24 protein-coding genes, 1 other RNA gene and 1 pseudogene are annotated in these 25,565 nt (G+C 74.5%); 10 read left to right on the top strand and 16 right to left on the bottom strand.

Translation table 11 applies throughout. The annotated features are described in order from the left end of the window. Positions 1-2: 2 nt before the first annotated feature. From AB0N29_RS19075 to AB0N29_RS19045, 7 genes are all read right to left on the bottom strand, one after another. On the bottom strand, positions 3-2,978 hold the full coding sequence (locus AB0N29_RS19075) for a bifunctional [glutamine synthetase] adenylyltransferase/[glutamine synthetase]-adenylyl-L-tyrosine phosphorylase (RefSeq protein ID WP_364869284.1): 2,976 nt from the start codon (positions 2,976-2,978) through the stop codon (positions 3-5). After that, on the bottom strand, positions 2,975-3,709 hold the full coding sequence (locus AB0N29_RS19070; protein WP_364869281.1) for a type 1 glutamine amidotransferase: 735 nt from the start codon (positions 3,707-3,709) through the stop codon (positions 2,975-2,977). The genes AB0N29_RS19075 and AB0N29_RS19070 overlap by 4 nt, the downstream gene beginning before the upstream one ends. Further along, a complete protein-coding gene (locus tag AB0N29_RS19065; protein ID WP_302267115.1) occupies positions 3,706-4,101 on the bottom strand; it encodes a hypothetical protein in 396 nt (131 codons plus the stop codon). The genes AB0N29_RS19070 and AB0N29_RS19065 overlap by 4 nt, the downstream gene beginning before the upstream one ends. A gap of 5 nt (positions 4,102-4,106) precedes the next feature. Then, positions 4,107-5,444, bottom strand: a complete 1,338-nt coding sequence (locus AB0N29_RS19060; RefSeq protein WP_302267116.1) for a glutamine synthetase family protein — start codon at positions 5,442-5,444, stop codon at positions 4,107-4,109. A gap of 90 nt (positions 5,445-5,534) precedes the next feature. Then, positions 5,535-6,191: a hypothetical protein gene (locus tag AB0N29_RS19055; protein ID WP_364869276.1), complete on the bottom strand. Its 657-nt coding sequence runs from the start codon at positions 6,189-6,191 to the stop codon at positions 5,535-5,537. Positions 6,192-6,369: 178 nt separating this feature from the next. Then, on the bottom strand, positions 6,370-7,041 hold the full coding sequence (locus AB0N29_RS19050) for a TasA family protein (RefSeq protein ID WP_302267118.1): 672 nt from the start codon (positions 7,039-7,041) through the stop codon (positions 6,370-6,372). Between the two features lie 307 nt (positions 7,042-7,348). Beyond that, positions 7,349-9,394, bottom strand: coding sequence for an NAD(+) synthase (locus AB0N29_RS19045; RefSeq protein ID WP_364869538.1), 2,046 nt, complete (start codon positions 9,392-9,394; stop codon positions 7,349-7,351). Between the two features lie 97 nt (positions 9,395-9,491). Between AB0N29_RS19045 and AB0N29_RS19040 the strand changes: the two genes are divergently transcribed. From AB0N29_RS19040 to AB0N29_RS19030, 3 genes are all read left to right on the top strand, one after another. Continuing rightward, on the top strand, positions 9,492-10,001 hold the full coding sequence (locus AB0N29_RS19040; RefSeq protein WP_364869272.1) for a VOC family protein: 510 nt from the start codon (positions 9,492-9,494) through the stop codon (positions 9,999-10,001). Positions 10,002-10,100: 99 nt separating this feature from the next. Further along, positions 10,101-10,955, top strand: a complete 855-nt coding sequence (gene panB, locus AB0N29_RS19035; protein ID WP_364869268.1) for a 3-methyl-2-oxobutanoate hydroxymethyltransferase — start codon at positions 10,101-10,103, stop codon at positions 10,953-10,955. A 35-nt stretch (positions 10,956-10,990) separates the two neighbouring features. After that, complete coding sequence (locus tag AB0N29_RS19030) at positions 10,991-12,166, top strand: PQQ-dependent sugar dehydrogenase (protein WP_364869265.1); 1,176 nt, start codon at positions 10,991-10,993, stop codon at positions 12,164-12,166. Positions 12,167-12,206: 40 nt separating this feature from the next. Here the strand turns inward: AB0N29_RS19030 and AB0N29_RS19025 are convergent, their stop codons facing one another. The 5 genes from AB0N29_RS19025 to AB0N29_RS19005 form a co-directional block, all read right to left on the bottom strand. After that, positions 12,207-12,986 (bottom strand): ABC transporter ATP-binding protein, encoded by a 780-nt coding sequence (locus tag AB0N29_RS19025; protein WP_302267125.1) that lies wholly within the window; start codon positions 12,984-12,986, stop codon positions 12,207-12,209. Then, positions 12,979-14,067 carry an ABC transporter substrate-binding protein gene (locus AB0N29_RS19020; RefSeq protein WP_364869261.1) on the bottom strand — a complete coding sequence of 363 codons (1,089 nt, stop codon included), beginning with the start codon at positions 14,065-14,067 and terminating at the stop codon, positions 12,979-12,981. The genes AB0N29_RS19025 and AB0N29_RS19020 overlap by 8 nt, the downstream gene beginning before the upstream one ends. 32 nt (positions 14,068-14,099) lie before the next feature. Continuing rightward, positions 14,100-15,023 (bottom strand): ABC transporter permease subunit, encoded by a 924-nt coding sequence (locus AB0N29_RS19015; protein WP_364869259.1) that lies wholly within the window; start codon positions 15,021-15,023, stop codon positions 14,100-14,102. Positions 15,024-15,207: 184 nt separating this feature from the next. Next, positions 15,208-15,498: a hypothetical protein gene (locus tag AB0N29_RS19010; RefSeq protein WP_302267128.1), complete on the bottom strand. Its 291-nt coding sequence runs from the start codon at positions 15,496-15,498 to the stop codon at positions 15,208-15,210. A gap of 4 nt (positions 15,499-15,502) precedes the next feature. Then, positions 15,503-15,721: a hypothetical protein gene (locus AB0N29_RS19005; RefSeq protein WP_302267129.1), complete on the bottom strand. Its 219-nt coding sequence runs from the start codon at positions 15,719-15,721 to the stop codon at positions 15,503-15,505. Positions 15,722-15,906: 185 nt separating this feature from the next. Between AB0N29_RS19005 and AB0N29_RS19000 the strand changes: the two are divergent. Both AB0N29_RS19000 and AB0N29_RS18995 read left to right on the top strand, forming a co-directional pair. Beyond that, positions 15,907-16,215 (top strand): annotated as a pseudogene (locus AB0N29_RS19000) (circularly permuted type 2 ATP-grasp protein); the annotation flags it as partial. Between the two features lie 97 nt (positions 16,216-16,312). Beyond that, on the top strand, positions 16,313-17,260 hold the full coding sequence (locus AB0N29_RS18995; protein WP_364869254.1) for a circularly permuted type 2 ATP-grasp protein: 948 nt from the start codon (positions 16,313-16,315) through the stop codon (positions 17,258-17,260). A 3-nt stretch (positions 17,261-17,263) separates the two neighbouring features. On the opposite strand, the gene AB0N29_RS18990 is transcribed toward AB0N29_RS18995, so the two are convergent. Further along, positions 17,264-17,704, bottom strand: a complete 441-nt coding sequence (locus AB0N29_RS18990; protein ID WP_302267131.1) for a tetratricopeptide repeat protein — start codon at positions 17,702-17,704, stop codon at positions 17,264-17,266. A 56-nt stretch (positions 17,705-17,760) separates the two neighbouring features. Between AB0N29_RS18990 and rnpB the strand changes: the two genes are divergently transcribed. Next, positions 17,761-18,162: RNase P RNA component class A (gene rnpB, locus AB0N29_RS18985), an RNA gene on the top strand. 27 nt (positions 18,163-18,189) lie between these two features. On the opposite strand, the gene AB0N29_RS18980 is transcribed toward rnpB, so the two are convergent. Next, the gene (locus AB0N29_RS18980) at positions 18,190-18,552 is read right to left on the bottom strand and encodes a DUF1330 domain-containing protein (protein ID WP_364869250.1); all 363 of its coding nucleotides are present in this window, start codon (positions 18,550-18,552) and stop codon (positions 18,190-18,192) included. A gap of 126 nt (positions 18,553-18,678) precedes the next feature. Between AB0N29_RS18980 and AB0N29_RS18975 the strand changes: the two genes are divergently transcribed. Both AB0N29_RS18975 and AB0N29_RS18970 read left to right on the top strand, forming a co-directional pair. Next, positions 18,679-19,440: a helix-turn-helix transcriptional regulator gene (locus AB0N29_RS18975; protein WP_364869247.1), complete on the top strand. Its 762-nt coding sequence runs from the start codon at positions 18,679-18,681 to the stop codon at positions 19,438-19,440. A gap of 9 nt (positions 19,441-19,449) precedes the next feature. Beyond that, a complete protein-coding gene (locus tag AB0N29_RS18970; RefSeq protein WP_302267135.1) occupies positions 19,450-19,653 on the top strand; it encodes a hypothetical protein in 204 nt (67 codons plus the stop codon). Positions 19,654-19,665: 12 nt separating this feature from the next. Here the strand turns inward: AB0N29_RS18970 and AB0N29_RS18965 are convergent, their stop codons facing one another. Continuing rightward, positions 19,666-20,616: a hypothetical protein gene (locus AB0N29_RS18965; RefSeq protein ID WP_364869243.1), complete on the bottom strand. Its 951-nt coding sequence runs from the start codon at positions 20,614-20,616 to the stop codon at positions 19,666-19,668. Positions 20,617-20,687: 71 nt separating this feature from the next. Here AB0N29_RS18965 and AB0N29_RS18960 point away from each other — a divergent pair, with 71 nt between their 5' ends. Next, positions 20,688-21,197 carry a sigma-70 family RNA polymerase sigma factor gene (locus AB0N29_RS18960; RefSeq protein ID WP_364869240.1) on the top strand — a complete coding sequence of 170 codons (510 nt, stop codon included), beginning with the start codon at positions 20,688-20,690 and terminating at the stop codon, positions 21,195-21,197. After that, positions 21,194-23,179, top strand: a complete 1,986-nt coding sequence (locus AB0N29_RS18955) for a beta-propeller domain-containing protein (RefSeq protein WP_364869237.1) — start codon at positions 21,194-21,196, stop codon at positions 23,177-23,179. The genes AB0N29_RS18960 and AB0N29_RS18955 overlap by 4 nt, the downstream gene beginning before the upstream one ends. A 195-nt stretch (positions 23,180-23,374) precedes the next feature. Here AB0N29_RS18955 and AB0N29_RS18950 read toward each other — a convergent pair whose 3' ends face one another. Next, positions 23,375-25,387, bottom strand: coding sequence for a SpoIIE family protein phosphatase (locus AB0N29_RS18950; protein WP_364869234.1), 2,013 nt, complete (start codon positions 25,385-25,387; stop codon positions 23,375-23,377). Between the last annotated feature and the right edge of the window lie 178 nt (positions 25,388-25,565).

The raw sequence follows: 25,565 nt of genomic DNA, 5'->3' as shown, positions 1-25,565 counted from the left end.
CCTTACCCCCAGAACACCCGCTCCACGACCGCGCTCGCCTGCCGGGTGCGCCGCAGGTGGTCGTTGACCATCGCGTCGGTCTCGCCGGCGGGGTAGCCCAGGATGCTCGCGACGGCCGCGCGCTCCCGCGCGTCGCGCGGCATCTCGTCCGACGGCTTCCCACGGACCAGCGTCACCGCGTTGCGGACCCGGCTCACGTGCCGCCAGGTCTGCTGCAGGACGTCGGCGTCCTCGGCCTCGACCAGGCCGGCGTCGCGGGCGGCGTCCAGCGCGGCCATGGTGCGGGTGGTCCGCAGCCCCTCGACCCGGCCGGCGTGCCGCATCTGCAGCAGCTGCACGGTCCACTCCACGTCGGCCAGGCCGCCCCGGCCGAGCTTGAGGTGCATCTGCGGGTCGGCACCCCGCGGCAGCCGCTCGCGGTCCACGCGCGCCTTGATCCGGCGCACCTCGAGCACGTCGTCCTCCGAGATGCCGTCCGCCGGGAAGCGCAGCGGGTCGACCACCTCCTCGAAGCGTCGTCGCACGTCGGGGTCGCCGACGGCCGCGTCGGCGCGCAGCAGCGCCTGCGCCTCCCAGACCTTCGACCACTTCGCGTAGTACGCCGCGTAGGAGTCGAGCGTGCGGACCAGCGGCCCTTGCTTGCCCTCGGGCCGCAGGTCGGCGTCGACCGCGAGCGGCGGGTCGCCGCCGGGCAGGCCCAGCAGGCGGCGCAGCTCGTTCGCCACCGCCTGGGCGTACGACGACGCCCGCTGCGGGTCCGCGTCCGGCGCCGGCTCGTGCACGAACAGCACGTCGGCGTCGGAGCCGTAGGACAGCTCGAACCCGCCGTACCGGCCCATCGCCACGATCGCCATCCGGGTGGGCGGCTCCTCGAGCCCGCGCTGCGCGCAGACCGACCGGCCGACCACGTCGAGGGTCACCTCGAGCGTGGCGTCGGTCAGCCTGCTCAGGCCGGCGCCGACGGCGTCGACCTCGGTGAGGCCGACGAGGTCGCCGGCGGCGATCCGGAACAGCTCGCGCCGGCGGATCGCGCGGACCGCGCGCACGGCCTTCTCGGGGTCCTGCTGCCGGCGGGCCGAGGCACGCATCTCGTCGACGAGCGCCTCGCCGGCGAGCGGCGTGAGGTCCTCCCCCAGCATCCGGACGCCCTGCGGCTCGCGCTCGAGCAGGCTGGTGGCGTACCGCGACCGGGACAGCACCTGGGCCAGCCGCTCGGCGACCTGGCCCTCGTCACGCAGGGTCTTGAGGTACCAGGGGCTGTCGCCCAGCGCCTCGCTGATCCGGCGGAAGCCGAACAGCCCGCCGTCGGGGTCGGGGCCCTCGGCGAACCACTGCAGCATGACGGGCAGCAGGGCGCGCTGGATGTTCGCGCTGCGCGAGACGCCGGTCGTCAGCGCCTCGAGGTGGCGCAGCGCGGCCTTGGGGTCCAGGTAGCCCAGGGCGGCGAGCCGCTCGCCCGCCGCCGCGGTCGAGAGCCGGACGCCGGGGCCGGGGATGGCCGCCACGGCCTCGAGCAGCGGCCGGTAGAAGATCTTCTCGTGCAGCCGGCGCACCTCGCGCCGGTGGTGCTGCCACTCCTTGTCCAGCGCGGCCGCGGAGTCGCGCAGGTAGCCGATGCTGCGGCCCAGCCGCCGCATCGCCTCCTCCTCCTCGGGCACCACATGGGTCCGGCGCAGCTGGAAGAGCTGGATCCGGTGCTCGAGGGTGCGGAGGAACGCGTAGGCCTCGTGCAGCGCCTCGCCGTCCTCGCGCCCGACGTACCCGCCCCGGGTCAGCTCGGCGAGGGCGCTGAGCGTGGCGGTGGCCCGGATCCCCTCGTCACCGCGCCCGTGGACCAGCTGCAGCAGCTGCACGGCGAACTCGACGTCACGCAGCCCGCCGGACCCCAGCTTGAGCTGGCGGTCGGCCTCGCGGGCCGGGATGTGCTCGACGACGCGCCGCCGCATGGCGCGGGTGTCGGCCACGAAGCCCTCGCGCTCGGCGGCGCTCCACACCAGCGGGGCGACCATCTCGACGTACGCCGCGCCGAGCTCGCGGTCCCCGGCGACGGGGCGCGCCTTGAGCAGCGCCTGGAACTCCCAGGTCTTCGCCCACCGCTCGTAGTAGCCGCGGTGGCTGGCGAGGGTCCGGGTGAGCGGCCCGGCCTTGCCCTCCGGTCGCAGCGCGGCGTCGACGGGCCAGATCGTGCCCTCGCCGGTCTGGTCGGAGCAGACCTGCATCAGGTTGCTGGCCAGCTGGGTGGCGGCGCGGAGCGCGGCGTGGTCGTCGGCGCCCTCGGCCGGCTCGTGGACGAAGACCACGTCGACGTCGGAGACGTAGTTGAGCTCGTGGCCACCGCACTTGCCCATCGCGACCACCGCCAGCCGCGCCAGCGCACCCTGCTCGCCCACGCGTTGGCGGGCGACGGCGAGCGCGGCCTCGAGCGTGCCGGCGGCGAGGTCGCTCAGCTCGGCCGCCGCGTCGTCGACGCCCAGGTCGTGGGCCAGGTCGCGGGCGGCCAGCCGGAGCAGCAGCCGGCGGTACTCCACGCGCAGCGCGTCGCGGGCCTCCACGTCGGGCAGCGTCGCGGCCGGTGCGGCGTCGTCGGGGTCGGCGCCGACGCTGCGCAGCAGCGAGGCACGCAGGGCGTACGCCGCCGGGCGGGTCGAGCCGAGCGTCGGGTCGGTCAGCTCCTGCCAGTGGCCCGGGTGCCGGACGAGGTGGTCGCCGAGCGCCGCCGAGGCGCCGAGCACCGAGAGCAGCCGCATCGCGGTGCCCTCGTCCTCGGTGAGCGCGCGGAGCATCGGGGCCGGGTCCTCGAGCGCCCCGGCGAGCCGGACGAGCGTCGCCAGGGCGAGGTCGGGGTCGGCCGTGCGGGCCAGCAGGTGGAGCAGCTCCTCGGCGGCGGGCCCCAGGTCGCGCAGGTGCGCCATGGCGTCCTCGCCGTCGAGGAAGCCCAGCCGCAGCAGCGCGCCCTTCGAGGTCGCCGCCCGGTTCACCGGGAGCCGCCCGCGGACCGCTCGGCGAGCTCGGCGAAGCGGCGGGCCAGCGGCCGCCAGGCGGCGTCGAGCTCGGGGCGGGCCCGGTCGACGTCCTCGAGCAGGCGGGCCTGGTCGATCCCGCGCGCCTCGTGCGACCCGCGGTCGTCCTCGGCCCACGGGCCGAGCACCTCGGCCGTCACCTCCGGGTGCAGCTGGACGCCCCAGGCGGCGGCCGCGTGGCGCGCCGCCTGCACGGTGCCGTCGGGGGCGTGCGCCAGGGAGACCGCCCCCGCCGGGAGGGCGGTGACGACGTCGTTGTTCCAGTGCACGCCGCGGCGCGCACCCGCGACCAGCTCGCCGAGGAGGGGGTCGTCGGCCGCCTCGGCGGTCCAGCCGACCTCCAGCAGCCCGAGCTGCTGCCCGTGGCGGTTGACCGCGATCTCGCCGCCCAGCGCCACGGCGAGCAGCTGGTGGCCCAGGCAGATGCCGAGCGTGGGCACGCCGTCACGGACCGCCGCCCGGACCAGCTCGCGGGTCGGAGCGAGCCAGGCGTGCTCGGCGTCGTCGCGGGCGCCCATCGGCCCACCCAGGACGAGCAGGGCGTCGGCGGCGACGGCGTCCGGCAGCACGTCGCCGGCGTGGGGGCGGAGCACCTCGAGCGTGCAGCCCGCCTCGACCAGCCAGTCGCCCACGAGGGCGGGCGGGCAGTCGCGGTCGTGCTCGACCACGAGCACCCGGGGGCCCGTCACCGCTTCGCCGCCAGGTCCGGGTCGTCGGCGATCAGCGCGAGGAAGAGCAGGCTCAGGCCGACGACGATCGTCACGAACCCCAGCTGGCCGACGAGCACCGAGCACGGGAGCAGCGCGACGCCGACCGCCACGCAGGCCCGCCGCGCGGCCGCGCCGCGGGCCGGCAGGGACCGCAGCGCCAGGGCGGTCAGGCCGAGCACGGCGACCGCCGCCACCGAGAGCGACACGGCGTACGTCGCCGCCCCGCCGTCCTCGGGGAGCACGTCCACGAGCACCCACGCCGCCAGGGCGGCGACGGCCACCCCGACGCCGAGGGCGACGAGGAGCGCGATCCGCAGGCGGCGCGCGCGGTCCTGGCTGTAGACGACCGTCGGGCGGTCGGTGGCGGGCACGGCGCTCAGATGACCGGGAGCATCCGGTCCCGCTCGAAGGCGGAGACCTGGCCGCGGTACTCGTCCCACTCCGCCCGCTTGTTGCGCAGGAAGAAGTCGAAGACCTGCTCGCCGAGGGTCTCGGCCAGCAGCTCGGAGCGCTCGGCGATGGTGATCGCCTCGTTGAGGTTCTTCGGCAGCGGCTCGATGCCCAGCGCCCCGCGCTCGCGCTCGGTCAGCGACCACACGTCGTCCTCGGCCTCGCGCGGCAGCTCGTAGTCCTCCTCGATGCCCTTCATGCCGGCGGCGAGCACCGCGGCGAAGGCGAGGTAGGGGTTGCACGCGGCGTCGATCGTGCGCAGCTCGACCCGCGTCGACGGGCCCTTGTTCGGCTTGTACATCGGCACCCGCACCATCGCGGAGCGGTTGTTGTGGCCCCAGCAGATGTAGGACGGCGCCTCGCCGCCGAACATCATCCGCTTGTAGCTGTTGACCCACTGGTTGGTGACGACGCTGATCTCCGGCGCGTGCCGCAGGATGCCGGCGATGAACTGCCGGCCGGTGCGGGAGAGCTGGTACTGCGCACCCGGCTCGTAGAAGGCGTTCTGGTCGCCCTCGAAGAGCGAGACGTGGGTGTGCATGCCCGACCCGGGGTGGGTGGTGAACGGCTTGGGCATGAACGACGCCCAGATGTCCTGGCCCAGCGCGACCTCGCGGATGACCGTGCGGAAGGTCATGATGTTGTCGGCGGTGGTCAGCGCGTCGGCGTACCGCAGGTCGATCTCCTGCTGGCCCGGGCCGCCCTCGTGGTGGCTGAACTCCACCGAGATGCCCATCGACTCCAGCATCGTGATCGCCTCGCGGCGGAAGTCGGCGCCCTTGGACTGCGCGGTGTGGTCGAAGTAGCCGCTGCGGTCGACCGGCACCGGCTCCTCCCCCGCCTCCGGGGCGTTCTTGAACAGGTAGAACTCGATCTCGGGGTGGGTGTAGAAGGTGAAGCCCCGGTCGGCGGCCTTGCCGAGCGTCCGCTTGAGGACGTAGCGGGGGTCGGCGTAGGACGGCGAGCCGTCGGGCATCTCGATGTCGCAGAACATCCGCGCCGTCGAAGGTCCCTCACCCCGCCACGGCAGGATCTGGAACGTCGAGGGGTCCGGCTTGGCCAGCATGTCGGCCTCGTAGACCCGCGCGAAGCCCTCGATCGCCGAGCCGTCGAAGCCGATGCCCTCGGCGAAGGCCCCCTCGAGCTCGGCCGGGGCCACCGCGACGGACTTCAGGAAGCCGAGCACGTCGGTGAACCAGAGCCGGACGAACCGGACGTCGCGCTCCTCGAGAGCGCGGAGAACGAAGTCTTCCTGCTTGCCCATGGCGCCAGCCTAGGGCCGGACGGGCCCGACCCCGCCGCCGGACCCGGCCGTGGACGGCGCCGCCCGACGGGCGACGCCGCCCGGCCCCCGTCAGCGGCAGACCTCGACGTCCTGGGTGCCCAGGACGCCCCCGGGTGCCCGGCGCATCCCGCCCTGCCAGTCCTGGGTGGTGCGGGTGAACGCGATCGTCCCGGGGACCCGGCCGCGCACCCCCGCGACGCGGACCCTGCGCACGACCACCTCGGTGCGCACCTCGTCCTGGCGGGTGCCGGCCCAGCAGGAGGACGCCGAGCCGTGGCGGCGCGCCTCGCCGAACCCGACCCGGTCGCCGACGGTGAGTCCGCGGTAGCGCTGGACGACGTTCGTGACGTAGCCGGTCTGTCCCTCCCACGGCGCCTCGAGCGTCGTGGTCATGCCCCAGGTACGCCGCGTGGCGACGGTGAACCGCACCTCGCCGTCCTCGACCTGCTTGACCTTCGAGGTCCACACGACCGGCTCCTCCCGGTCCGCCTGCTGCCGGGCGCTGGTCAGCTGGACCGAGCACCCCTCGCACCCGGCGACCTCGTAGACCAGCCGCGTCATCGCCGGCCCGGTGCTGCCCGCGCCGCTGCCCGCGCCGCTGCCCGTGCTGCTGGCCGGGGCGCTGCTGCCGGTGGCCGTTCCCGGAGCCGCGGCGGACGTGCCTGCCGCGACCCCCGAGAGGGCCACGGTCACTGCGGCGACCGCCGCCGCCGTACGGAGCTCCATCTGTTCCCTGCTTCCTGTCCCGCCGCGGGCCCTCCGCCCGCGTGCGAGGGGGATACGCCCGGGGACCGCATCTGGTTGCACGCTCCCCCGCGACGCGCAGCAACGCCACGAGCGGCCGCCGGGGACCGGCGACCGCTCGTGGTCGGGAACCGCTCGTCCGTGTCGAGCGGGGCTGGGGTCAGCGGCTCTCGGCGGCGCGCTGGGTGACGTCGAAGACGAGGTTGGCGGTGTTCGAGAGGCCCTGGAACTCGTTGCCGGCGGCGGAGGGCAGGGTCAGCGTGACGCGCAGGTTCGAGGTGCGGGAGGCGTCGGTGTTGAGCGCGGCCAGGGCGTTGGGGAGGTCGACGTTCGACTGCACGAGCGCCCGCTCGGTGAGGACCGGGGTGACGGTGCCGCCGCAGGTCAGCGGGGTCTTGTCGGTGGCGCCGGCGGTGGCGCCCTTGGTCCAGGCGACCGAGCACTGGTCGACGGCGATCCGCAGGCCGTTGGTGGTGTCGGTGGAGAGGGCGTTGGCGGCGGAGGCGGTCGAGGTGAGGCGGAGCGAGCCGAACTTCTCGTCCGTGGCGCCGCGGGTGAGGGTGACGTCGCGCTGCACGGTGTCGCCGGGGACCAGGCCGGTCGCGGCGAGCGTCGTGCCCTGCACGCCCTGGTTGAGGCCGAGCTTGATGGTGCCCGAGGCGACCTGCTCGGAGGCCGAGGTGCTGGAGGTGAAGGAACCGAAGGTGCCCAGGCCGGCGACGGAGGCGGCACCGGCGACCAGCAGGACCGAGGCGGCCAGCTTCGCGGCGGTGGTCCGCTTCGCCTTGCGGGTCGTGGCGGAGGTGGCCTTGCGGGTACCGGTGGCGCGCATCGGGGAGTCCTTTTCGACGAGGTGGCCGCCGGTCTCTCCGGCGGGGTGTTCCTTGATGACCAGAACTCTGCCGAGCCCGGATCAAGGCACTCCCCGCCTTCTCCGCGACGTTTCCTCAAGCCCTCCGCAAGTCCCCTGAGACTCCCCGCCCGCGTGTGGTCCGGGCCACGCGGACGCCGGTCGGCGAGGGCGCGGGGGCCGCCCTGCGGGGTCAGCGGGTCACGTCATGGCGGCGTCCGGGTCGAGCCTCAGCGTCCTCGCCGGAGGTGCGCGCACAGCGACTCCCTGCGCCTGGACCCGGGCGGCCCTAGCCCTCGGGGACGTGCGCCTCGATCTCCGCGAGCCACGCGGCTGCGGAGGCGTCGGAGGGCATCCGCCAGTCACCGCGGGGCGACATCGTGCCGCCCGCGGAGACCTTCGGCCCGTTGGGCAGCGCCGACCGCTTGAACTGGCTGGCGAAGAACCGCTGCACGAACAGCACGAGCCAGCGGCGGACCTCGGGGAGGTCGTACTCGGCGCGCCGGTGCTCGGGGAAGTTCGGAGGCCAGTCCCCCGCCTCCTTGTCGTGCCAGGCGTGCCAGGCCATGAACGCGATCTTCGACGGCGGCATGCCGTAGCGCAGGACGTGGAAGAGCGTGAAGTCCTGCAGGGCGTATGGGCCGACGCTGTCCTCGGTGCGCTGCGGGAGCTTGTCCTCGCGGGTGGGGATCAGCTCGGGGGTGATCTCCTGCTCGAGGATCTCCTGCAGCACCTCGTTGGTGTCCTCCTCGAACTGGCCGCTGCTGATGACCCAGCGGATCAGGTGCTGCACCAGCGTCTTCGGCACGCCCGAGTTCACCGTGTAGTGCGACATCTGGTCGCCGACGCCGTAGGTGCACCACCCCAGCGCGAGCTCGGAGAGGTCCCCGGTGCCCAGCACGATCCCGCCGCGGTGGTTGGCGAGGCGGAAGAGGTAGTCGGTGCGCAGGCCGGCCTGGACGTTCTCGAAGGTGATGTCGAAGACCTCGTCCCCCTGGGCGTAGGGGTGGCCGAGGTCCGCGAGCATCTGGCCCGCCGCGGCGGTGATGTCGATCTCCTCGAAGGTCACGCCGAGCGACCGGGAGAGCCGGGTGGCGTAGGACTTCGTGGTGTCGCCGGTTGCGAAGCCCGGCAGCGTGAAGGCGTGGATGTCGCTGCGGGGCCGGCCGAGCCGGTCCATCGCCCGGGCCGCGACGATGAGCGCGTGGGTGGAGTCCAGCCCGCCGGAGACGCCGATGACCACCTTGGGCTGGCCGATGGAGTCCAGCCGGCGCTCCAGGCCCGAGACCTGGATGTTGTAGGCCTCGTAGCAGTCCTGCGCGAGCCGCTCGGCGTCGTCGGGGACGAACGGGTAGCGGTCGACCTTGCGCAGCAGCCCGATGTCGTCGGTCGGCGGGTCGAGCTCGAACTCGACCGTGCGGAAGTCGGCGTACGTCGCGTGCGAGCGGCGGTTGTCGTCGAAGGTGCCGGTGCGGAGCCGCTCGAGCCGGCTGCGGTCGAGGTCGGTGTCGACCACCGTGCGGCGCGGGCCGTCGGGGAACCGGTCGGTCTCCCCCAGCAGCTCGCCGTGCTCGTAGACCATCGTCTGCCCGTCCCACGACAGGTCGGTGGTCGACTCGCCCTGGCCGGCCGCGGCGTACACGTAGGTCGCCAGGCACCGCGACGACGCCGAGCGGGCCAGGAGCTTGCGGTCCTCGGCGCGGCCGACGGTGATCGGGCTGCCGGAGAGGTTCGCCAGGACCGTGGCACCGGCCAGCGCCGCCTCGGCGCTCGGCGGGATCGGCACCCACATGTCCTCGCAGACCTCGACGTGCAGGACCAGCCCGCGCACGTCGGTCGCGGCGAAGAGAAGGTCGGCGCCCAGCGGCACCTCCTGACCGGCGACGACGGTCGTGCCGCCGAGGTCGTCGCCGGGCGCGAACCAGCGACGCTCGTAGAACTCGCGGTAGTTCGGCAGGTAGGACTTCGGCGCCACGCCGAGCACCCGGCCGCGGTGGACCACGACCGCGGCGTTGAGCACCCGGTTGCCGTGGGCCAGCGGGGCGCCGACGACGATGACGGGGAGCAGGTCCTCGGAGGCGGCCACGATCTCGGCGAGCGCGTCCTCGACGGCGTCGAGCAGCACGTCCTGGAGGAAGAGGTCCTCGGCGGAGTAGCCGCTCAGGCACAGCTCGGGGAACACGGCGACCGCCACCCCCTCCTCGGCGCAGGCGCGGGCCTGCTCGAGGACGGCGCGGGCGTTGGCCGCCGGGTCCCCCAGCGCGACCGGGAGGGTGCAGGCCGCGACGCGCGCGAACCCGTGGGCGTAGGCCGAGTAGAAGTCCACGCCGGGCAGTTTCCCAGGTCCGCTCCCCGGCATGCACGAGCGATGAGTCCGCGCGGCGGCGGCGGTCGGAGCAGGCAGCCGTGCGACACCCACCCGAGGAGCGACCATGTCCGTCACCGCCCACCCCACCAGCATCAGTCCCTGCCTGTGGTTCGACGACCAGCTCGAGGAGGCCGCGGCGTTCTACGTGTCGGTCTTCCCGAACTCCTCGCTCGGCCACCTCAGCCGCTACAGCGACGCCGGGCCCGGCGAGCCCGGCACCGTGATGGCCGGCGACTTCGTCCTCGACGGGATCACCTTCCGCGGCATCAACGGCGGCCCGCAGTTCCGGTTCACCGAGGCGGTGTCCTTCGAGATCGCCTGCCGCGACCAGGCGGAGGTCGACCGGTACTGGGACGTCCTGCTCGCCGACGGCGGCGAGGAGTCGATGTGCGGGTGGCTCAAGGACCGCTTCGGGCTGTCCTGGCAGGTCGTGCCGACCCGTCTCTACGAGCTGGTCTCCGACCCCGACCCGGTCCGGGCCGGCGCCGCCGTCCAGGCGATGCTGGGGATGCGCCGGCTCGTCGTCGCCGACCTCGAGGCGGCCGTGGACGCCGCCACCGGCGCCCCCGCGTGACGAGCGGCACAGGCGCTCGGGCGGCGGCCCGGCACTAGCCTGGGGAGCGGTCCGTGGACCTCATCAGGAGGCCGCGAGATGACACCCGAGGAGCCCGTCATGAGCGAGGAGACCGCGCCGTACGGCACCGGTCCGGCGAAGCCGGCCGCGAGCGCACCGGTCAAGCGCGTCCGCACCCACCACCTGCGCGAGCTGAAGGATCGCGGCGAGCGGTTCACGATGCTCACCGCCTACGAGCAGTACGCCGCGCAGACCTTCGACGAGGCCGGCATCGACGTACTCCTGGTCGGCGACAGCGCCTCGAACAACGTCTTCGGCAACGAGACCTCGCTCCCGGTGACCGTCGACGAGCTCCTCCCGCTCGCGCGCGCCGTGACCCGCTCGGCCCGCCGCGCGCTGGTCGTCGCCGACCTGCCGTTCGGCTCCTACCAGGCCTCGCCGGAGCAGGCGTACCTCACCGCGGTGCGCTTCATGAAGGAGGCCGGCGCGCACGCCGTCAAGCTCGAGGGCGGCGTCGAGATGGCCCCGCAGGTGCGCAAGCTCGTCGAGGGCGGCATCCCGGTGATGGCCCACATCGGCTTCACCCCGCAGAGCGAGCACACCCTCGGCGGCTACCGAGTCCAGGGCCGCGGCGAGGCCGCGAAGCGGGTGCTCGAGGAGGCGCGCGCGATGGAGGACGCCGGCGCCTTCGCCGTCGTGATGGAGATGGTCCCCGGCGACGTCGCCGCCGAGGTGACCGCCGCGCTCGCCATCCCCACCATCGGGATCGGCGCCGGCGCGTCGTGCGACGGCCAGGTGCTGGTCTGGCAGGACGCCTTCGGGCTCCGGACCGCGCGGATGCCGCGCTTCGTCAAGCAGTACGCCGACCTGCACGGCGTCCTGCTCGCCGCCGCCCAGGAGTACGCCGCGGACGTCCGGGCCGGCACGTTCCCCGGGCCCGAGCACACGTTCTGAGGGTTGTCGGGCCGCGGGACGGGCACCGTCACCGCATGCGCGCGCTCTCGGCCGGACTGCTCACCACCCTCGTCGTCGGGCTCGCCCCGGCCTCGGCCGGGGCGGCGCCCCTCGACGGCCCCCCGCGGACCGCGGCGAGCGGGCCGGACCGGGCCGCGAAGGCCCTGCCCGCGCTCCGGGTGCGCACCCTCGCGTCGGGGCTCGACCATCCCTGGGACGTCAAGCCGATCACCGGCGGGCGGCTGTTGGTGACCGAGCGCGACAGCGCCCGGCTGCTGGTGGTCGACGGCGGCACCGCCCGGCCGGTCGACTTCCCCAGCGGGTCGGTGTGGGTCTCGGGCGAGACCGGGCTGATGTCGCTCGAGGTCGACCCGGACTTCGCCGACAACAAGCGCTTCTACACCTGCCAGGGCGGCTTCACCGGCGGCGGTGGGCACGACGTCCGGGTGATGGCCTGGAAGCTCAAGGGCGGGGCGGCCAAGCCCGTCCGCAAGCTCGTCGGCGGCTTCCCGGTCAGCAGCGGACGGCACGGGGGCTGCAAGCTGCTCGTCGCCCGCAACGGCGCGCTCCTCGTCGGCACCGGGGACGCCGCCGTCGGCACCAACCCGCGCGACCTGCGGTCGCTCGGCGGCAAGGTCCTGCGCCTGGACCGGAGGACCGGCAAGCCGTGGCCGGGCAACCCGTTCGCGAAGGCCGGCAACCGCAACAAGCGCTACGTCTTCACCTACGGCCACCGCAACGTCCAGGGCCTGGCGCAGCGCGCCGACGGCAGCATCTGGTCGGTCGAGCAGGGCACCTACCGCGACGACGAGGTCAACCTGCTCAAGCGGGGCGGTGACTACGGCTACCACCCGGTCCCCGGCTACAACGAGGACGTGCCGATGACCGACCAGTCGCTGCCGGGCGAGCAGCAGGCGGCCCGGTGGCGCTCCGGCGACCCGACGCTGGCCACGTCCGGCGCTGCGTGGGTCCGGGGCGGCGGGGGCTGGGGCGGATACGCCGGGATGCTCGCGGTCGGGGTGCAGAAGGGCCAGCGGGTGCTCTTCCTCCGCTTCGACGCCCGCGGCCGGCTCAAGGGCTCCCGCACCCCCGCCGCGCTCCGGGAGTTCGGCCGGATCCGCTCGGTCGTGAGCGCCCCCGACGGCGACCTGCTGCTCACCACCGACAACGGCGACGGCCAGGACCGCCTGCTCCGCGTCAGCCCGCGCTGACCGGAGCACCGGCGGCAGGGCCCGCCGGCCGGCTCGGGCGTCACGCCGCGATGGCGCCCCGGACCTCCTCGCGCAGCGCGACGTACTCCGGCAGCGCGCGGATCTCCTCGGCCGGCACCCGTCCACCACCGTCGGTGAAGACCGCCCGCTCGTCGAGGACGATGCGGCCCGGCCGGGGGCTCATCACCAGGACCCTGGAACCGAGGAACACCGCCTCGTCCACGCTGTGGGTGATGAACAGGATGGTCCGGCCGGTCGAGCGCCAGATCTCGAGCAGCTCCTCCTGCAGCCGCTCGCGGGTCAGCGCGTCCAGTGCGCCGAACGGCTCGTCCATCAGCACGATGTCGGGCTCGTTGGCGAGCACCCGGGCGATCTGGCAGCGCTGCTGCATGCCGCCGGACAGCTCGTAGGGACGGTGCTCGGCGAAGTCCTGCAGCCCGACCAGCTCCAGGTAGCGCTCGGCGGCCGCGCGCCGCTCGGCGGACCCGGTGCCGCGCAGGCGCGGACCGAGCTCGACGTTGCGCCGGACCGAGAGCCATGGGAACAGCGTCGGCTGCTGGAAGACCACTCCCCGCTCCGCCGCCGGTCCCCTCACCGGGGCGTCGCCCACGGTGATCGAGCCGTCGGTGGGGCGCATGAAGCCGGCCAGCAGCCGCAGGAGCGTCGTCTTGCCGCAGCCCGAGGGACCGGCGATGGTCACCAGCTCGCCGGCGTCGATGGTCAGGTCGACCGGCCCGAGCGCCGGGACGGCGGCACCACCCACGGTGAAGTGGTGCCGCACGTCCCGGAAGGCCACCCGGCGGTCGGTCCGATCAACCACCGAGGGCGCTCTTCGCCGGGCCGGCGTCGACGTGCTCGGCGTACTCCTCCGCGGTGCCGACCGCCTCGATGCCGCCCTGGTCGAGCAGGAAGCCGGCGGTGGTGAGCAGGTCGTCGGGGAACGAGGCGGACAGGTAGTCGACCTGCTCCTGCGCGGTGAGGTAGGACAGGCCCGCGAACTGCTTCTCGGCGTCCGCCGGGTCGATGCCCAGGACGGCCGCGACCGACTCGGCCGCGGTGGACGGGTCGTCCTTGACCAGCCCGACCGCGTGGTCCTGCGCCTTGGCCCACTGCTCCATGAACGCGGGGTTCTCCGCGACGAAGCCGCGGTCCGCGGTGCCGACGTCGAACGTCGGGCGGCCCGCCTTCGCGGTGTCGGCACTGGAGAGCAGGCGGGTGCCGCCGTCGTCGAGCAGCTGGGTCTGCACCGGGTCCCAGACCCAGGCGGCGTCGATCTGGTCGCCCTGCCAGGCCCCCGGCATCTTCTCCGGGTCGAGGTTGACCACCTCGACGTCCGTGGCGGGGTCGAGGCCGGCCTCGGTCAGCGCCTGGAGGAGCGAGTAGTGGGCGGTGCTGCTGAACGGCACGCCGATCCTCCCGCCCCGGAGGTCCTCGAGCCCGGTGACCGCGGGGTCCTTCACGACCAGCGACTCCGCGTCGCCGATGACGTCGTGGATCCAGACGACCGCGATGTCGACGTCGCGCACGACGGGCTCGGAGGAGGCGATCGTCGCCGGCGAGGAGCCCATCAGGCCGAGGTCGACGTCGCCGGAGCCGTAGTACTTCACCACGTCCCCGCCGGAGGCGGCCTGCACCCAGGTGATCTCGGCGTTCGGCATGCACGCCTCGAGCAGGCCGAGGTCCTTGACCACGACGTCCGCGTTCGGGATCGCCTGCCAGGCGATCCGCGCGGTGGTGGTCACCGAGTCGTCGGCCTCCCACGGGCAGTCCGACGGCTCGGAGGCGGTGGCGGCGCTGCTGCTGCGCCCGGACTCCACGCACCCGGTCAGGGACAGGGCCAGCGCGGCGGCCAGGGCCGCGGTCGTGAGCGCCGTGGCGCTCCGCCTGGGTCGAGTCTTCACATCTGCTCCTTCAGCGTCCGCGGACGGACGTCTCATGCCTTGCCCCGCCACGGGACAAGGACTCTCTCGAGGGACTTCAGGCCGAGGTCGAGGGCGATCGCCGCGAGGCCGATCACGACGATGCAGGCGATGACGAGCGCGCTCTGCAGCTGCTCGCCGGCGAGGTAGGCCAGGCCGCCGATGCCGGGGATGCCGTTGGCGATCTCGGCGGCGACGACCGTGGTCCAGGCGAACCCGGTCGCCACCCGGACGCCGGTGAGCACCTCCGGGAGCGTCGCCGGGAGCACCACCGCGGACAGCACCTGCCGGCGGGAGGCGCCCAGCGAGCGGACCGCGTTGACCTGGTCCTCGCGGACCCCGCGCACCCCGCTGATCGTCGACATCGCGATCGGCGGGAAGGCCGCCAGGAACAGCAGCCAGATCTTGCTGGTGTCGCCGATGCCGAACCACACGATGAGCAGGCCGATGTAGGCCAGCGGCGGCAGCGAGCGGAGGAAGTTGAGGTACGGCTCCAGCAGCGTCCCCAGCCAGGTCGTGCCCATCAGCAGGCCGAGCGGGACGCCGAGCAGGACGCCTCCCCCGACGCCGACGGCGATCCGCTGCAGGCTGGCGAGCAGGTGCTCCCAGAGGTAGTAGTTCTGCTCACCGCGCACCACCCGCTCCGAGCCCGGGCTGATCGGGTGGTCGGTGTTCGCCCGGACGAGCGCGTCCCACACGGCACCCGGCGAGGGCAGGTAGAGGGGCCGCACCAGCCCGGCGCGGGTCACCATCCACCAGCCGAGCACCAGCACGGCCAGCGAGGTCGTGTGGAGGGCGAGCCGCCGCAGGCGCTGCCGGCGGCGAACCTCGCGCGGACCCGGCCCGGAGGGGGCCGGGCCAGGGTCGGCGGCATCCACGACGGCGGTCGCACGGGTGGTCGCACTGGTGCTCGCGGCAGCGGCCTGGGTCTGCGCCATCGTGCGTGGACTCCTCCGGTCGACGGAACGGTTCGGACGTGACACCCCCGGAGGTGCGTGCACATCTAAACACATCAACTCGATCGACTTTAGGAAGGTCCAGACGAGCCGCCCACGCGTGTCGGCATGTGTCGGGGCGCGTCGGTCCTGCCGGGCCGCGGCGCGGGGCCGGGCGGTCAGGCGGTCAGGCGGTCCAGCCGAGGAACGCGCCGCCGGCGTTCATCACCGCGAACCACAGCACGAGCGCGGTGCCGCCCAGCCAGGGCAGCCGGCCGGGGTGCGGCGTCCACCAGGCACAGGCCAGCACCAGGAAGGCCAGCCACACGGCGACGAGCAGCACGACGGCCCACCAGGGGGCGAGCAGCCCGCTCGCGGCGTACGGGAAGAACGCGACGACGACCAGCCCCATGCCGATGAAGGGCTGGGGCGAGACGGCGTTCGGGTTCTGCGGGCGGACCTTGCGGCGGCGGGCCAACCGGTCAGTCCCGACCGGGCTCGGCGCCGTCCGCGGGCGCGTCGTCGTTCCAGTCGGGGTCGTTGTCCCACGCCTCGTTGCGCTCCTGGGTCTTCTCCAGCGCGCGCTCCGCCTCGGCCGCCGAGGGGTAAGGGCCCAGCCGGTGCCGGCTCGGGCAGAGGTTGTCCGTGGTCTCGACGCGGTGGTGCTTGACGCAGAACCAGTACTCCTCGGGCTCGCTCATGCGGTGAAAGTACCCCGCGGTCCCGGGTCACAGCGCCGCAACACCGGCGACACACGGTTGTGGGTGCATGTCCGCCATGGAGGCGATGTTCGAGGGCTACACCTCCGGTGGCCCGGCGTACGACGAGATGTTCGACGGCTAGGAGCGCGCGTTCCCGCTCGACATCCCTGCCGCGGGTCATCGAGATGGACACCTGGTCGACCATCGACCGGGGCGTCCAGCAGCGGGTGCGGGCCCTCGAGCTCCTGCTCGCCGACGTGCACGACGCCGGGCAGGTCTTCGACGACGGGGTGGTCCCGCGCCAGGTCGTCACCACCTCCTTGCACTTCCACCGTGAGGCCGCCACCGTCCGCCCCGCCAACGGCGTGCGGGTCCACGTGTCCGGCATCGACCTGGTGCGCGACGACGCCGGCGAGTTCCGCGTGCTCGAGGACAACGTGCGGGTGCCGTCGGGGGTGTCGTACGTGATGACCAACCGGCGCGCGATCTCGGCCGCGCTGCCCGAGACGATCGCCGAGCACCGGATCCGGCCGGTCGCGGGCTACCCCCCAGCGCCTGCTCGCCGCGCTGCGCGCCGCCGCCCCGCCCGGCGTGGCCGACCCCACCGTGGTGGTGCTGACCCCCGGCGTCCACAACGGCGCCTACTTCGAGCACGCCCTGCTCGCCCGCACGATGGGGGTCGAGCTCGTCGAGGGGCGCGACCTGGTCTGCCGCCGGGGCCGGGTGCTGATGCGGACCACGAAGGGCTTCGAGCCGGTCCACGTGGTCTACCGGCGCATCGACGACGAGTTCCTCGACCCGGTGCACTTCCGCGCCGACTCCGCGCTCGGGTGCCCCGGGCTGATCGACGCCGCCCGGGCCGGCAACGTCACGCTCGCCAACGCCGTGGGCAACGGCGTCGCCGACGACAAGCTGGTCTACACCTACATGCCCGACATCATCCGCTACCACCTCGGCGAGGAACCGGTGCTGCGCAACGTCGACACGTGGCGGATGGGCGAGCCCGAGCACGCCGACGAGTTGCTCGACCGGCTCGACGAGCTCGTGCTCGAGCCGGTCGACGGCTCGGGCGGCAAGGGCATCGTCATCGGCCCCCAGGCGACCCGCGCCGAGCTCGACGAGCTGCGCCGCAAGGTGCTCGCCGACCCATGGGCGTGGATCGCCCAGCCGGTCGTCCAGCTCTCGACCGTGCCGACCTTCGTCGACGGCGAGCTCGGGCCGCGCCACGTCGACCTGCGGCCGTTCGCAGTCAACGACGGCAGCCGGGTGTGGGTCCTGCCCGGGGGCCTGACCCGGGTCGCGCTCGCGGAGGGCGAGCTGATCGTGAACTCCTCGCGCGGTGGGGGGCCAAGGACACCTGGGTCCTCGCCGGGCCGACCGCCGTCGAGCTGGCCGCCACCGAGCAGGAGCCCGGGCGGGCCGACCACGCCGGGCACCCCGACCACCCCGGGCACCCCGGGCACCCCGGGCACCCCGGGCACCCCGGGCACCTGGAGCGCGCGGATGTCGGTGAAGGTGGACGTCACGCGCCTGGCGTGAGCCTCAGGTGAGGTCGTCGTAGGACCGCTGGCCGGTCTCGGCCAGCCGTCGCTCGACGCGCAGGACGGCGACCTCGTGCTCGGGGTCCCCGCTCATCGCGGCCGCGAGCCGCAGGTGCGGCAGCGCCTCGGCGAGCCGCGCCTGGCGCTCGAGGGCACGTCCCAGCGCGTGGCGTGCCCAGTCGTCGTCGGGGTTCTCCGCGACGAGCGACGCCAGCTCCTCCTCGGCGCGGCCCAGCTGCGCACGCAGCAGGAACGCCCACGCCCGCAGCGACCGCAGCCCGGTGTTCCCCGGCTCCTGCTCCAGCGCCGGCTCGATGACGTCGAGCGCCTCCACCGGCGCGCGGCGGGCGAGCAGGTCGTGCGCGGTGCGGTAGGCGGACTCGTGGCCGCGCTGGCCGGGGAAGACCAGCGGCGGCGCCTTCAGCTCCTCGGGCTCCTCCATGGCTCCAACCTACGTCGGGTGGCGGCGGCCGGGGTGTGCGATCCTTGGGCCGCGGACGGGCTGGCTGGGCGACCGCGGCGCACCCCTCGGGGTGCGGCGAGGAAGGTCCGGGCTCCACAGGGCAGGGTGGTGGGTAACACCCACCCGGGGTGACCCGCGGGAAAGTGCCACAGAGAACAGACCGCCTCCCGGCTCCGGCCGGGCGGCAAGGGTGAAACGGTGGTGCAAGAGACCACCAGCGACCTGGGTGACCAGGTCGGCTCGGCAAACCCCACCCGGAGCAAGGTCAAGAAGTCGCGGGTCCGCCCGCGACGCGTGCACGTTCGAGGGCTGCCCGCCCGAGTGCACGGGTAGACCGCTGGAGGGCGTCGGCAACGGCGCTCGTAGATGGATGGTCGCCCCCCGGTGCCCCGCGAGGGGCCCGGGGACAGAACCCGGCCTACAGGCCAGCCCGTCCGCACCCCCCGAACCCCGGCCCGACGACGTCAGACCGCGAGCTCGGCGAGCTTGTCGGTGGCCCGGTAGCCCTCGGGCACGCCCTGGACCACGCAGGCGATCGAGTGCGAGTTCTCGGTGCGCAGCGGGAGGATCGCCCGGTAGGCGGGCGAGTCGTACCACCGGCGGGCGGCCTCGACGTCGGGGAACTCCAGGACCACGAGGTCCCCGTCCCAGGCGCCCTCGAGCGGGGAGAGCGCGCCGCCGTGCACGAGGAACCTTCCCCCGAAGGGCGCCATCGAGGCGTCGATGCGCTGCAGGTAGTCGACGATCGCCGGACCGACGTTGACGTCACGGAGGTAGGCGACGGCGTAGGCCTTCGCGGCGCGGGGGTCGGTCTGGGTGGTGTCCATGTGGTTCCTCCGGGAGTGAGGGTTCGGGTGCTGCATCGGAGCCCGATCACAGCGCGCCGGAGGTGGTCGCGTCGATGACCTCGGAGGTCATGGCGGCGCCGGCGCACCGCCGCTAGCGTCCCGAGGGTGGACGCCCCGGCCGGAACCCTGATCCGCGAGTGGCGGGTGCGCCGCCACCTCTCCCAGCTCGGCCTGGCGGACCGCGCGGAGGTGTCCTCGAGGCACCTGAGCTGGATCGAGACCGGGCGGAGCCGGCCGACCGCCGCGATGGTCCTCCGCCTCTGCTCGCACCTCGACGTGCCGCTGCGCGAGCAGAACCGCGTCCTCCTCGCCGCCGGGCACGCACCCGCCCATCCCGAGCACCGGCTCGGGGACCCGCCGATGGCGGAGGCCAACGCGGCCCTCGAGGCGATCCTGCGGGCCCACCAGCCCTACCCGGCGCTCGTGGTGGACCGGCAGTGGGACCTCGTCACCGCCAACGACGCGCTCTACGCGCTGCTGGGCGACCTCGACGAGGAGCTGCTCGCCCCGCCCGTCAACGTCATCCGGCTCTCGCTGCACCCGCGCGGACTCGCGCCCAGGATCCTCAACCTCGCCGAGTGGCGTGCGCACCTCGCCGAGCGCCTGCGCCGTGAGCACGAGGCGAGCGGGGAGGCGGCGATCGCCGCGCTGCTCGAGCTGGCGCGTGACGGGCGGACGGCCCCGGCGCCCTCGTCGTCGCTCGTCGTGCCGCTGCGGCTGCGCGTCGGGACGGAGGCGGTGCTGTCGCTGATCTCCACCACCACGGTCTTCGGCACCCCGCGGGAGGTGACCCTCTCGGAGCTGGCGATCGAGGCCTTCTACCCTGCCGACGAGCCGACCCGCAGGTTCCTCCAGGGTCGTCCGTAGGCTCGCGCCATGACCGAACGCCGACTCGTCCTGGTCCGCATCACCGCGGCCGAGATGCCCACCGCGGGTGCCGCGACCGCCTTCGAGCTGCCCGACAGCGTCCTGACGATGCTCGACGAGGGTTGGTCGGTGCTCAGCCACACCACGGGGTTCCCGGACCTCTCCGGCGACATGGTGGTCTCGCTGTACTGCGAGAAGGCGCCCGCCGCCTGAGACCGCGAGGGCTCAGCCGGGCAGCCCGGGCAGCCCCGACCAGGGGTCCTCGCGACGCCACAGGGTCGGCAGGTGGACGGTGACGCCGTCGGCGGTGGCGAGCCGGTCGAGGATGCGGATGGTGGCGTCGAGGTCGTCCCCGGCGTACGGCAGCGCGCGCAGCGGCCGGTCCAGCGGCCGGAAGAAGTCGTCCCAGTGGGTGAGCACGACGCGACGCGCACCGACGGCGCGCACGGTGTGCTCCCAGTACTCCTCGAGGTACGACTCAGGCTGCACGCCCAGCTGGCCGACCCCGAGGTAGGCGACCTCGGCGCGGTGCCCGGCGAGCGAGCCGGCGACGTACCCCGCGCTCCCCTGCACCAGCGCGGTCCGGCCGCTCGGCCCGTGCCCGACCAGGAGGGACCACGCCTCGCCGCAGCGGTACGCCGCGGTGCGCGCCGGCGGCACGAGCGGCGCGTCGATGGTGCCGGGGTAGCGGTCCGGCGGGCAGTGCGCCGAGGCGACGAACGTCAACGTGAACGCCCCGCACCCGACGACGTCCCCGGAGGCGACCGTGCGGACGCGGTCCTCGGCCAGCCCGCCCCCGCGGCCGACGTTCGCGGTCGAGGCGCCGCCGAGCAGCGGGGCGCCGGTGCGCGCCGCGACGACGGCGGAGTCGAGGGCGTGGTCGTAGTGGCTGTGCACCGGGACGACCGCGTCCAGCCCGGCCACGCCGGCGTCGCCGAGGGCGCGGGCCAGCGCCGCGTCGATCCGGCCCGGCGAGGGGGCGATCCGCCCCAGCGCCACTCGCAGCAGCCCGGGTCGGGAGAAGAACCCGTCGGTCATCACCGCCGAGGCCCCGTCGGAGACCAGCAGCGTCGACACCCCGAGGAAGGTCACCCCCAGCGCTCCCGCCTCCGCGGGCGCCACGTCGTGGCGGGAGGCGTGCCGGTGCAGGTCGGGTCGTCCGGGCTTGAGGCGCACGCGGGCACGCTAGTGCGATCTCGTGCCGGCCGGAGGGAACCCCGTGCCCGCCGGGCCGCGTCGTACGCGTGATGGACGAGACGGAGTTCGCGGCGTACGCCGACGGGGCGTGGCCGACGCTGGTGCGGGCGGCCGTCTTCCTCGGGTGCGCGCTGCCCGACGCGGAGGACGCCGCGCAGGCGACCCTCGTCAAGTGCTACCGGTCGTGGGCCAAGGTGACCGGGGCCGACAACCGGGAGGCCTACGTCTACCGGATGCTCGTCAACACCGTCCGGGACAGCCACCGCCGGCCGTGGCGCCGGGAGCGCTCGCACGCCGACGTGCCGCAGGGTCGGGCCGAGGGGCACGACCCCCACCTCGCGGTCGAGGTGACCGACGCAGTGCACCGGGCGCTGGACGGGCTGAGCAAGGTCAACCGCGACGTCGTGGTGCTGCGCTACTTCGTCCAGCTCACCGAGGCCCAGACCGCCGCCGCGCTCGACGTCGCCCCCGGCACCGTCAAGAGCCGCCTGTCCCGGGCCCTCGCCCAGCTCGCCACCGACCACCACCTCGCCGACCTGACCGGGAGGAACGCCCCGTGACCGACCTCGAGCGCCTCTGGGACGACCTCCCCGTCGGCCCCGCGCCCACCGACCGCATCCTCCGCGCCGCACGGGCTGAGCGCGGCGGCCGACGCCGTGCCCTGCTGCGCCCGACCGGCACGGTGCTCGCGCTCGGCGCCCTCGCCGCGGCCTTCGTCGCGGGCACGCACGTGACCGGCGGGGACGGGCCGGGCGAGCCCGGCGACCGGCCGTACGGCGGGGCCGCCACGGGACCCGCGACGTTCTCGGGCGCACTGGTCGCGGCCGGCTCCTGCGAGGCGCTGCTCGAGCACTACGTCGACGCCGGCCGGGAGCTCGTCGGCCCGTGGGGCTGGGACGGCTTGCCGTACCTCGTCGGGCTGGGGGCCGACGGCGCCATCCCTCGCGGCGGCTTCGGCGGCGCCATGCAGCGCAACGCCTACGCCCCCGACCAGGCCAAGGTCACCCGGTCGACCAGCAGCGACACCGGGACCAACGTGCAGGAGGCGGGGGTCGACGAGCCGGACGTGGTCAAGACCGACGGCGAGGTGCTCTACCGGGTCGCCGACGGCCGCCTGACGTCGTACGACGTGAGCGGGCCCGACGTCGAGCGGATCGCCTCGGTGGCGCTGACCGGCATGCCCGACGCGGAGATCCTGCTCGCCGGCGACACCGTGGTCGTGGTCGGAGAGGACCGGCTGCTGAGCGTCGACGTCGCCGACCCGGCCGCGATGGAGCTCCGGAGCCGGGTCGACCTGACCTCCCCGGTGGTGACCGCCCGCCAGCACGGGGACGACGTGCGCCTGGTCGTCTCGACCGGCCTGCCCGACCTGCCCTTCGTGCAGCCGGGCCGCCGCCGCGGCATCAGCCAGGCGGAGGCGACCCGGCGCAACCGCGCGGTGGTCGCGGACACGACGATCGCCGACTGGCTCCCCCGTGCCTCGCTCGACCGCGGACCCGAGGAGCAGCTCTCCGACTGCGCCGACGTCGCCGTCCCGAGCGCCACCGCGCCCCTGGGTACCACCACGGTGCTCGGCTTCACCGGCAGCGACGTCGGCGCCTGGGACGTGACCGCGATCGCCGCCGACGCCTCCACGACGTACTCCTCGACCGACCACCTCTTCCTCGCCACCACCGGCGAGACCGTCGATCCCTGGGGGTGCGCCACCTGCACGAGCCGGACGGTCGGGCCGGCGGGCGACGGCACGACGCAGGTCTTCGACCTCGAGCTCGATGGGATCCGCACCCGGTACGCCGGCGCGGGTCGCGTCGACGGCGCCGTGCGTGACCGCTGGTCGATGGACGAGGCCGACGGCGTCCTGCGGCTGGCGCTGTCCCCCACGTCCGAGACCGGCACCGGCAACGCCGTGGTGACGCTGCGGCGCGAGGGTGACGAGCTGCTCGAGGTCGGGCGGCTCGAGGGGATCGCGCCCGGCGAGGACCTGACGGCGGTCCGCTGGTTCGACGACCTGGCCGTCCTCGTGACCTTCCGGCAGGTCGACCCGCTGTTCACCGTCGACCTGGGCGACCCGCGCGCCCCCAGGCTGCTCGGCGAGCTCAAGATCCCCGGCTTCAGCTCCTACCTCCACCCCCTCGGCGAGCGACGGCTGCTCGGTGTGGGCGAGGGCCCGGTGCCCGCGCGGGACGGACGGACCGGCTGGGGCGCGCAGGTGGGGCTCTTCGACGTCACCGACCTGACCGACGTACGCCGCCTGGACACCGTCGACTACCCCGCCGGCTCCTGGGCCGGGGCGACCGCCGACCCGCGGCAGCTGACCTGGGTGCCGGGACGGCGCACCGTGGTCACCGTGGTCCGCCGCGGCCGGGCCGGGTACGTCTCGGTCCTGCGGCTGGCCGAGGGCCGGATGAGCAACCGGATGGTCCTCGCCGAACGCGGGGACGACGTCGACGCCGTGCGCCTGGTCCCGCTGGCCGGCGACCGGGTCGTGCTGGTGACCGACGACGACGCCTCGTTTCTGCCCCTCGGACCGTCCGCTGGGTGAGACCGCTCTTACGGGTGGGTTTCGTCCGCCACCACGGGGCTATGGGGCAGGGGTCGGACACACCAGCCAGGGTGAAGCGTCACCCTTCTGCGGTGCTCCCGGCACAGGCGCGGCTCGGGGGCCGGCATGGGGTCCTCGGGTCGCGCCGTCCGGGCGTCGGGGACCGGTGCCGGCTGCGCGGCCCCCGTGGGCGGCTCAGCGCAGGTGGACCGCGACCAGCGCGACGTCGTCCTCGCGCCTGCCGGGCAGCATCTGGTGGAGCAGCTCGTCGCAGAACGTCTCCAGGTCGTGGCCCTCGCCGGCCAGGTCGGCCAGGTCGGCCAGCCGGTCCGCGAGCAGCTTCAGCCCGACGTCGATCGACTGGTCGCGCCGCTCGACGAGGCCGTCGGTGTAGAGCAGCAGGGTCGACCCGTGCGGCAGCTCGACGACCGACTCCTCCCGGCCCGGGTCGGGCTGGAGCCCCAGGAGCAGCCCGGGCTCCTCCCCGGCCAGGAAGTGCACCTCGCCGGCGTGGTCGACGACCGCGGGCGGCGGGTGGCCGGCGTTGGACCAGCGGACCCGGGTGGTCCCCGGCTCGCTGCCCCGCTCGAGGCGCACGACTGCCGCGGTGGCGGTGGTGGCGAGGTCGAGCACCTCGATGGCCTCGTCGACCCCGTGCAGCACCGCGGCCGGACCGTCGCCGGTGTGCACCGCGATGCCCCGCAGGAGGCTGCGGATCTGGCCCATCGCGGCCGCGGCCGCGACGTCGTGGCCGACGACGTCACCGATGACGACGACCATGGAGCCGTCGCGCTGGCGGAACGCGTCGTACCAGTCGCCGCCCACCTGCGCGGCCTGCGCCGCTGCCTCGTAGCGCACGACCAGGTCGAGCTCCTCCGACTGCGGCGGCGCCGTCATCATGCTGCGCTGCAGGGCGGCGGCGAGGTCACGCTGCTCGGCGTACAGGCGGGCGTTGTCGACGTGCACCCCGGCCCGGACGGCCACCTCGCGCACCAGCTCCAGGTCGTCACCGTCGAACGTCGGCCGGTCCGCGCCCCGGAAGAGCGTCAGGAGGCCCACGGTGCGCCCGCGGCCGTGCAGCGGGACGACCACCGCCGACTCCGGCAGCAACCCCTGCACGAGCTCCCGCGCCTCCCCCGGGACCAGGACGCGCTCGATGGCGGCCGTCGCCCCGGACCCGACGAGCATCGGGGCGTCGGTCGAGAGGGCACGAGCCACGAAGGAGGCGTCGGTGAGGGAGGAGACCCGCAGCGCGGCGTACCGGTCCAGGTCGGGCCGGCGGGCGGGGTCGGAGTGCCACCACCCGACGTCGCGCAGCCGCTCGCGCCAGTCACCGCGGGCCGTCTCCGAGACCAGCGTGACGACGCACCAGTCGGCGACCTCCGGGACGAGCACCTGCGCGAGCCGGCTGACACCGACCTCGGGGTCCAGCGTGCCGGTCAGGGACTCCGAGACCGCGGCGATCATCGCCGTGCGCCGGCTGTCCCGCGCGAGCAGCTGCTGGGCCGCGTGCCGGTCCGTGACGTCGTTGAAGTAGACCGAGATGCCGTCCGGGGTCGGCCAGGCGCGGACCTCGTACCAGGCGTCCAGGGGCGGCGGGTAGTAGGCGTCGAAGGACACCGGCTCGCCGCTCTCGGCGACGCCGCGGTAGTGCCGCTCGAACTCGCTGCCGACCGCCGCCGGGAACAGCTCCCAGATCACCCCGCCGACCAGCTCCTCGGTGACCCCGCCGAGCAGCTCGTGCGCGACCCGGTTGGCGTAGGTGAAGCGCCACTGCTGGTCGAGGTGGAAGAACGCCGTCGGCATCGCCTCGAGCACGCGCTGGACGCGCGCCTCGCCGTCCTGCACCACGGTGTTGTCGAAGGCGGCGCCCAGCAGCCGCACCGCTGCTCCGTCCGGCCCGGCGAGCGCGCGCCCGCGGGCGACCACCCACCGGGTGAGCCCGTCGGGCAGGACGACGCGGTACTCCGCGGCGTAGTCGCCGCAGGTCGAGATGGCGGTCCGCTGCGCGGCGTCCACCCGCGCGCGGTCGTCGGGGTGGACGACGGCCTCGAAGGCCGCGATGGTCCCGGAGAACGCCTCGGGCTCGACCCCGAACAGCTCGAGCAGGCGGTCGTCCCACCGGAGCTCGCCGGTCACGAGGTCCCAGTCGAAGGCGCCGATGCCGCTCGCGGCCACCGCTCGGCCCCAGCGGACCGAGGGGTGCACCTCGTCAGGGGCGGGGGTCGGAGACCCCCCGGTCGTGCTCGACCGCATCTCCACCAGACCGCTCCCGGGACTCGTCAACGTCCGATGGTCCCACGGCGCTGGTGCGCGGTGGGCCGAATCCCCCAAGTGGCCGGGCACCCCTCCGCGGTCTGCGTCCCGACGCCGCTGGGTACTCCGC

The sequence above is a fragment of the Nocardioides sp. NPDC092400 genome (genome assembly GCF_040684155.1).
Lineage (GTDB): Bacteria > Actinomycetota > Actinomycetes > Propionibacteriales > Nocardioidaceae > Nocardioides.
The sequence above is the reverse complement of the archived record's forward strand: the minus strand, read 5'-3'. Positions and strand labels throughout refer to the sequence as shown.